Annotated in this window: 6 protein-coding genes; 3 read left to right on the top strand and 3 right to left on the bottom strand. The window is 58.5% G+C overall.

Annotated elements, in window-relative coordinates; genetic code table 11:
• Positions 1–138: 138 nt before the first annotated feature.
• Together CXY77_RS00110 and CXY77_RS00105 are read right to left on the bottom strand one after the other, a co-directional pair.
• Positions 139–498 carry a hypothetical protein gene (locus tag CXY77_RS00110; RefSeq protein WP_104129365.1) on the bottom strand — a complete coding sequence of 120 codons (360 nt, stop codon included), beginning with the start codon at positions 496–498 and terminating at the stop codon, positions 139–141.
• A gap of 7 nt (positions 499–505) precedes the next feature.
• Positions 506–1,633: an amidohydrolase family protein gene (locus tag CXY77_RS00105; RefSeq protein WP_233197129.1), complete on the bottom strand. Its 1,128-nt coding sequence runs from the start codon at positions 1,631–1,633 to the stop codon at positions 506–508.
• Positions 1,634–1,870: 237 nt separating this feature from the next.
• On the opposite strand from CXY77_RS00105, the gene CXY77_RS00100 reads away from it, so the two are divergent.
• The 3 genes from CXY77_RS00100 to CXY77_RS19745 all read left to right on the top strand — a co-directional run bounded on the left by CXY77_RS00100 (position 1,871) and on the right by CXY77_RS19745 (position 4,235).
• Positions 1,871–2,671, top strand: a complete 801-nt coding sequence (locus CXY77_RS00100; RefSeq protein ID WP_104129363.1) for a MerR family transcriptional regulator — start codon at positions 1,871–1,873, stop codon at positions 2,669–2,671.
• A 380-nt stretch (positions 2,672–3,051) separates the two neighbouring features.
• Positions 3,052–3,696: an RNA polymerase sigma factor gene (locus CXY77_RS00095; RefSeq protein WP_338069427.1), complete on the top strand. Its 645-nt coding sequence runs from the start codon at positions 3,052–3,054 to the stop codon at positions 3,694–3,696.
• 242 nt (positions 3,697–3,938) lie between these two features.
• On the top strand, positions 3,939–4,235 hold the full coding sequence (locus tag CXY77_RS19745) for a hypothetical protein (protein WP_134505298.1): 297 nt from the start codon (positions 3,939–3,941) through the stop codon (positions 4,233–4,235).
• A 135-nt stretch (positions 4,236–4,370) separates the two neighbouring features.
• Here CXY77_RS19745 and lepB read toward each other — a convergent pair whose 3' ends face one another.
• On the bottom strand, positions 4,371–5,102 hold the full coding sequence (gene lepB / locus CXY77_RS00085; RefSeq protein ID WP_092342649.1) for a signal peptidase I: 732 nt from the start codon (positions 5,100–5,102) through the stop codon (positions 4,371–4,373).
• Positions 5,103–5,278: the final 176 nt, after the last annotated feature.

Below are 5,278 nucleotides of genomic sequence, written 5' to 3'. Positions count from 1 at the left end.
GCTTCTCTACCAGTTCATATTTCGACCACACGTACAACACCTCACAAAAATCGAGTGTTGCGACGACCGGTTGAATCCGCCAACCCCCTACGGGACGGGGTTGCGGCGGACCACGATCAGCGACCTTAAATCGAATCGTTAGCGTCGCTGGAGGCAGTCATCGGTCGGTGTCTCCAACGTGAAGCGAGTTCCGTATCCTCCGGCGTAGCCGTAGTCGATGCTCTGAACGGTCACGTGGGCAGGGCTCGCCTCGACGATTTGGACAGTGATTGGTTCGGGGTGCGAATCGATGGTCAGCTCCCACCGGTCCGCTAGGTAGCTCAAACCGGTGGATTCGAGAACTTCGACCGCGTCCGAGACGTGAGATGGGTCGGCGAGGTGATAGCCGAAGACTGTAGTTGGGACTACGTGAGGTCCGTCGTCGGCTGTGGGTGCGAGGTAGCCGAGGAGTTCGTTGTCATCGTCTCTGTGGACCGCGGTCCAGGTTGGAGGAATCATTGTTCACTCATTCGGTCGAGGGCGTGTGTCGGGTGCCGCTGGCAGGGAATTCTGGCCAGAGCTTGCTAATGGCCGTCATGATTTTCGCGGTTGTTGCGTGGAGTGAGGCGATTCCTGACGCTTCGTCATCGCTTGAGACGTAGCCGTCTAGGTTGACTGGGTGTCCTTGAACCCACGCATGACGGATGTTTTGTGTGTCGGTGATTTGTGCTGTTGGGTCGCCGGTGGCAAGGAGAAGATCGGCACGTTGGCCCACGGCGATCGTGCCGCGGTCGTGAAGGTTGAATGCCTCTGCTGTTGAGCCCGTGGCTGCGGTGAGTGCTTCGCTGCATGTGAGTCCGGCCGAGACAAGATGCTGTAGCTCTCGGTGCATGCTGGCGCCGTGGATGGTTCCCGGATTTGGGGCGTCGGTTCCGGCAAGGAGTGACACGCCGGCGGCCTGGAGGTTGCGAACATTCACCGCGATTATGGAGAAGTCCGGCACTGGGTCGGGGAGCCATCGTTGACTTTGCTGCTCGATAACTTTCGTCCAGGCGGCCCCGATCCTCCGTGCAAGTTCGGGGTGCCCCAGGATCGGCAACTTTCGGTCCGCGCCAGGGAACCCGTCAGCGATGGACATTGTGGTGATCACCTTCACGCCGCTACGGGCGATCTCGCAAAGCTGCACCGGAGCAATCTCGTCGAAGGGAGCATGCGCAAGGACATCGACGCCGCAGCGGACAACGTCGATCGCTGCGTTCGAAGTGGTCGCATGTGCCACCACGATGAGATTCGCCTCGTGAGCCGCGCGAACCAAAGATCGAATCGTGGCCAAGTTCAAAGCCGGCGTCGCGTGGGGGCTCGTTGATCCATCTTCGTAGAGCACCTTGATGTGCGTGGCACCTTCAGAAACCCGTTCCGCTACAAACTGGGCTGCGCCGCTCGGTCCTTCGAGAAAGGGGAACGGAGAGTAAGCCATAGTGGGGTGCCCCCCGGGCGCTGTTGCTCCGATGCTGGAAGTCCGAAAGTCAGCGTCTCCCGGCTGTGCACGAAAGGTTGCCTCCGACGCCACGAGGTCAGGCTTGCTGAACTGATCGATGAGCGTCGTGACCCCGAACGTCGCCGCTTGACGAAGCGAACCGGGGAGCAAGTGCACGTGTGCGTCAATGAGTCCGGGCAGAATCGTGCCGCCCCGCGCATCGATGACGCCACGATCTGACTCGCTAATCCCTCGGGATCCAACCTCGACGATTTGTCCGTTCTCAACCCTGATGGTCGTTGAGGGGACGGATTTGTATCCGTCGAAGATCTTGGCGTTCATCACCGAAAAGCTGTTCATCTGTCCATCGTAGAAGTTGACACTGTGTCAAGGTCAAGTCGATAAACTGGTGGCATGTCGCTCTCCATCAGCCAGGTTGCCACTCTGGCCGGGATCAGTGCGCGGATGCTCCGCCACTACGACAAACTGGGTCTTTTGCACCCGAGCAGGGTCAGCGATAACGGATATCGCTGGTACGAACGTGACCAGCTTTTCCGGCTCCAACGCATCCTCTTGCTGAGAGATTATGGATTGTCTTTGCCAGCGATCAAAGACGTGCTGTCGCGGAACGATACATCTGATCTACACGAGGCTCTCACCGCGCATCGGGCACTTGTCGCAGAGGAGCGCGACCGACTAACACATCTGCTTTCCACTCTAGATCGCACCCTGAACGAGATGGCAGGCGGCAACCAGATCGGTGAACAGGATTTCTTTGAAGGCCTACGGACAACGCGAGGAGCCCTTCGGAAGGGCCTCCTCGAACGTTTCGGTCCAGAAATTGACTCCGCGTTTACTTCCCAAGAGACAACCACCGCCGAATGGGATGAACGAGACTACAAAGCAGCTGCCCAAAGAGGCAAAGCCCTGTACGAAAGACTGACTGACACGATGAGGCAAGGGCATGCACCTCAATCATCAGAAGCTGCCTCTCTGATTCAAAGCCACTATGACCTCATCAGCGAGACCTGGATTCCGGGGAAAGAGGCCTACGCAGGCCTTGCGGACCTGTACCTTGAGCCGGGGTTTCAGCGCGAACTTGTGGCGGACATCGATCCGAACTTGCCGGACTGGCTGGCTGCTGCCATGAAAGATTTCGCTGAGAAGGGTCTCTCAACGCAGAGACAAGCTTCTTCCGAAGTTTCGTCTCGATAGCCGGACGTCCAGCGGGCGCGTTGAAACGTGATTCCGCTCAAGTCGATTGGCGGGGCGAGTTGCCCGTAAGCGGAACCTCTTGCGGGACGGCAAGAGCGAAGACCGGGGTCACGCCCCTCCGGGTGGCAACTTATCGTCACCGTGTGGTCAGCTGACGAAGCGGAACAGATACCACGGTAGGAGTTCGATATTCCCGATCACATCAAGGGGATCCATTGTCTTGTCGCAGGGTTGACACCCACAGAGCGTGTGCGCGACGCTCGAAGTCACGTTCAGGTGGTCCCATAACGCTGGCAAGCGACATCTGAGTCAGACGGAGGGTGTCGTGGATAGCGCAAGACCTAATAGTGTCGGCTTGCTTGAAGGCCCACCCGATTCCTATGGAACCAATGCCTCCCTGCCGGACATTGATGAGTATGGACACCTTTGATTCCCAAGCCACAGACTCCGCACTGTGGTTGCACGTCCGCGGCGGGAATGGACGCGCGTTTGGTGTCCTGTTTGACCGCCACCGGGATCGGGTTTTTGGTCACAGCCTTCGGCTGGTCCGCACACAAGCGGAGGCAGAGGATGTTACTGCGATGGTGTTCCTCGAAGCTTGGCGTTGCAGAACACGAGTTCGGTTCGTTGATGAGTCCATCCTCGGGTGGCTCCTTGTAACCACTAACAACGTGGCCCGGAATCAACTTCGGTCCGATCTCCGACACCAGCGACTTCTCCGAAGGCTTCCACCGCCGGATTCTGTGCCTGACCACAGTGAGGCGGTGCTGGACGCGATCGATCTCGACTCCACAGGGAACACGGTTCAGCGCGCCTTTGCGCACCTGAACTCCCGGGACCAACAGATACTGCTGCTGTGTGTCCTGGAAGACCTGTCGATGACGGACGTCAGCCAGCTTCTTCGAATACCTTCGGGCACCGTCAAATCCCGACTATTTCGCGCCAAGCAACACCTCGCTCTCGTCCTCAACGAGTACAACCCGATCCAACCATCCGCATCAGTTGTGGGAGAAAGCACATCATGAACAGCACGCCGACGGAACCGCACTTCACTACCAACCGCAGTGCGGCGATCCGAGCCCTCCTCGTGAACATCGCCCAACCAGGAACTCCAGAGAATCTGAGATTTCGTCGTGCTCGACGCGTTCGGATCGTCGTCCCCGCAGTCATTGCAACCCTCGTCTTGACTGCCGGTGCCGTCGTGGCCGTCCAAGCGCAGATTACGAGAACCGATCGCATCAATTGCTTCTCTCGAGCGGAGCTCAACATGTGGGGGGAATTCCCGGGTGCGCGGGTGACCAGCCTCGAGGGCACCATCGGAGACAGTGAAGGGGGTCCGGTGTCAATCGATGACGCCCTGGCCGCGTGCTCAGACCTCTGGGCCCAGCATGCCCTGGACGCAAGTATCGAGAGTGGGGTTCGTTCAGATCCCGTTGACCGAACTTTTTCCTACCCTGTCCCCGACCCTCTCACGGTGTGTGTCATGTCCGATGGAATGGCCGCCGTGATTCCCGGCGCGTCCGACGTCTGCGGTCGCCTCGGCCTGGCGGAACGAGCCAAGTAGGAACAAATAATTGCCATGACAGTTCCTCAAGTGAGTTGGCTTGCTTTGACGAATGAAGAAGATTCTTCTTGCGAGCTCATGGAGTTCCCGAAGGACACGTTCGACGCCGACGACGCCGCAGGAGTCGCAACTAATTCAGCGGGCTGATGGCGTGAAGGTTTCTGGATAGTTGCCGAGCCATCCCCAGTGTTTGGCGGGCCAGCTCACCACGACTGCGCGGCCGACGACGCTACTGATGGGGACGAAGCCGCCTCCCGGCGAGCCATTGAGGAAGTGGAAGGCCGAGTCGGCCGAGTTGTATCGGTTGTCACCCATCACCCAAAGTTTTCCGTCGGGCACGGTGACCGTAAACGGACTCTTGGTTGCCTGGGATTGACCGTCAGGAACCTGGATGTACGGCTCGTCGATGGGGACATCGTTGATGGTGAGCTGCCCGCCTGCGGTGCAACAGACCACGGTGTCTCCGGGGAGGCCGATGACTCTTTTGACGAGGTGATTATTGCTGTCGCCGGTGCTCAGCCCCACAGCCGTGAGCGCGGCGTTTAGTGCACTGAGAAGATTCAGCGGCACGGGTTGCTGTGGTGGGAGCCAGTTTCCTGGGTCGGTGAAGACGACGACGTCGCCGTGTTCAATCGGGATCAGGTTAGGAACGAGTTCATTCACAATGATTCGATCATTGATCAGGAGCGTGTTCTCCATCGAAGAGGACGGGATGTAGAACGAACGAACGACAAAAGTTTTGAGAAGGGCTGAGATCAGAATCGCGATGACCACGATGACGACGAGGTCCCGCACGAACTTCAATGCAGGAGACCCGACCCCGGTCCGCCGCCGCGTAGAACGTGTGGCGTTGTCGGCTGGCATCATTCCCTGATCCTAGGGCAGTCATTCAAGCTGGTATTGATCGGCCGACCCGAGCGGGCCCTCGAACGCAATTCACTCAGCTTCCCCGTCACTATAAGGGGAACGGCGGATTCAACCGGTCGTCGCAACACTCGATTTTTGTGAGGTGTTGTACGTGTGGTCGAAATATGAACTGGTAG

It is taken from the genome of Cryobacterium sp. N21 (assembly GCF_002929575.1).
Lineage (GTDB): Bacteria > Actinomycetota > Actinomycetes > Actinomycetales > Microbacteriaceae > Cryobacterium > Cryobacterium flavum.
This window is presented reverse-complemented; position numbering and strand designations above follow the sequence as displayed.

What these genes read in the sequence shown, in the direction of transcription:
- CXY77_RS00100 (WP_104129363.1), top strand. Translation starts at nt 1,871, where the DNA reads ATGTCGCTCTCCATCAGCCAGGTTGCCACTCTGGCCGGGATCAGTGCG.
- CXY77_RS00095 (WP_338069427.1), top strand. Translation starts at nt 3,052, where the DNA reads ATGGAACCAATGCCTCCCTGCCGGACATTGATGAGTATGGACACCTTT.
- CXY77_RS00110 (WP_104129365.1), bottom strand. Translation starts at nt 498, where the DNA reads ATGATTCCTCCAACCTGGACCGCGGTCCACAGAGACGATGACAACGAA.
- lepB (WP_092342649.1), bottom strand. Translation starts at nt 5,102, where the DNA reads ATGATGCCAGCCGACAACGCCACACGTTCTACGCGGCGGCGGACCGGG.
- CXY77_RS19745 (WP_134505298.1), top strand. Translation starts at nt 3,939, where the DNA reads ATGTGGGGGGAATTCCCGGGTGCGCGGGTGACCAGCCTCGAGGGCACC.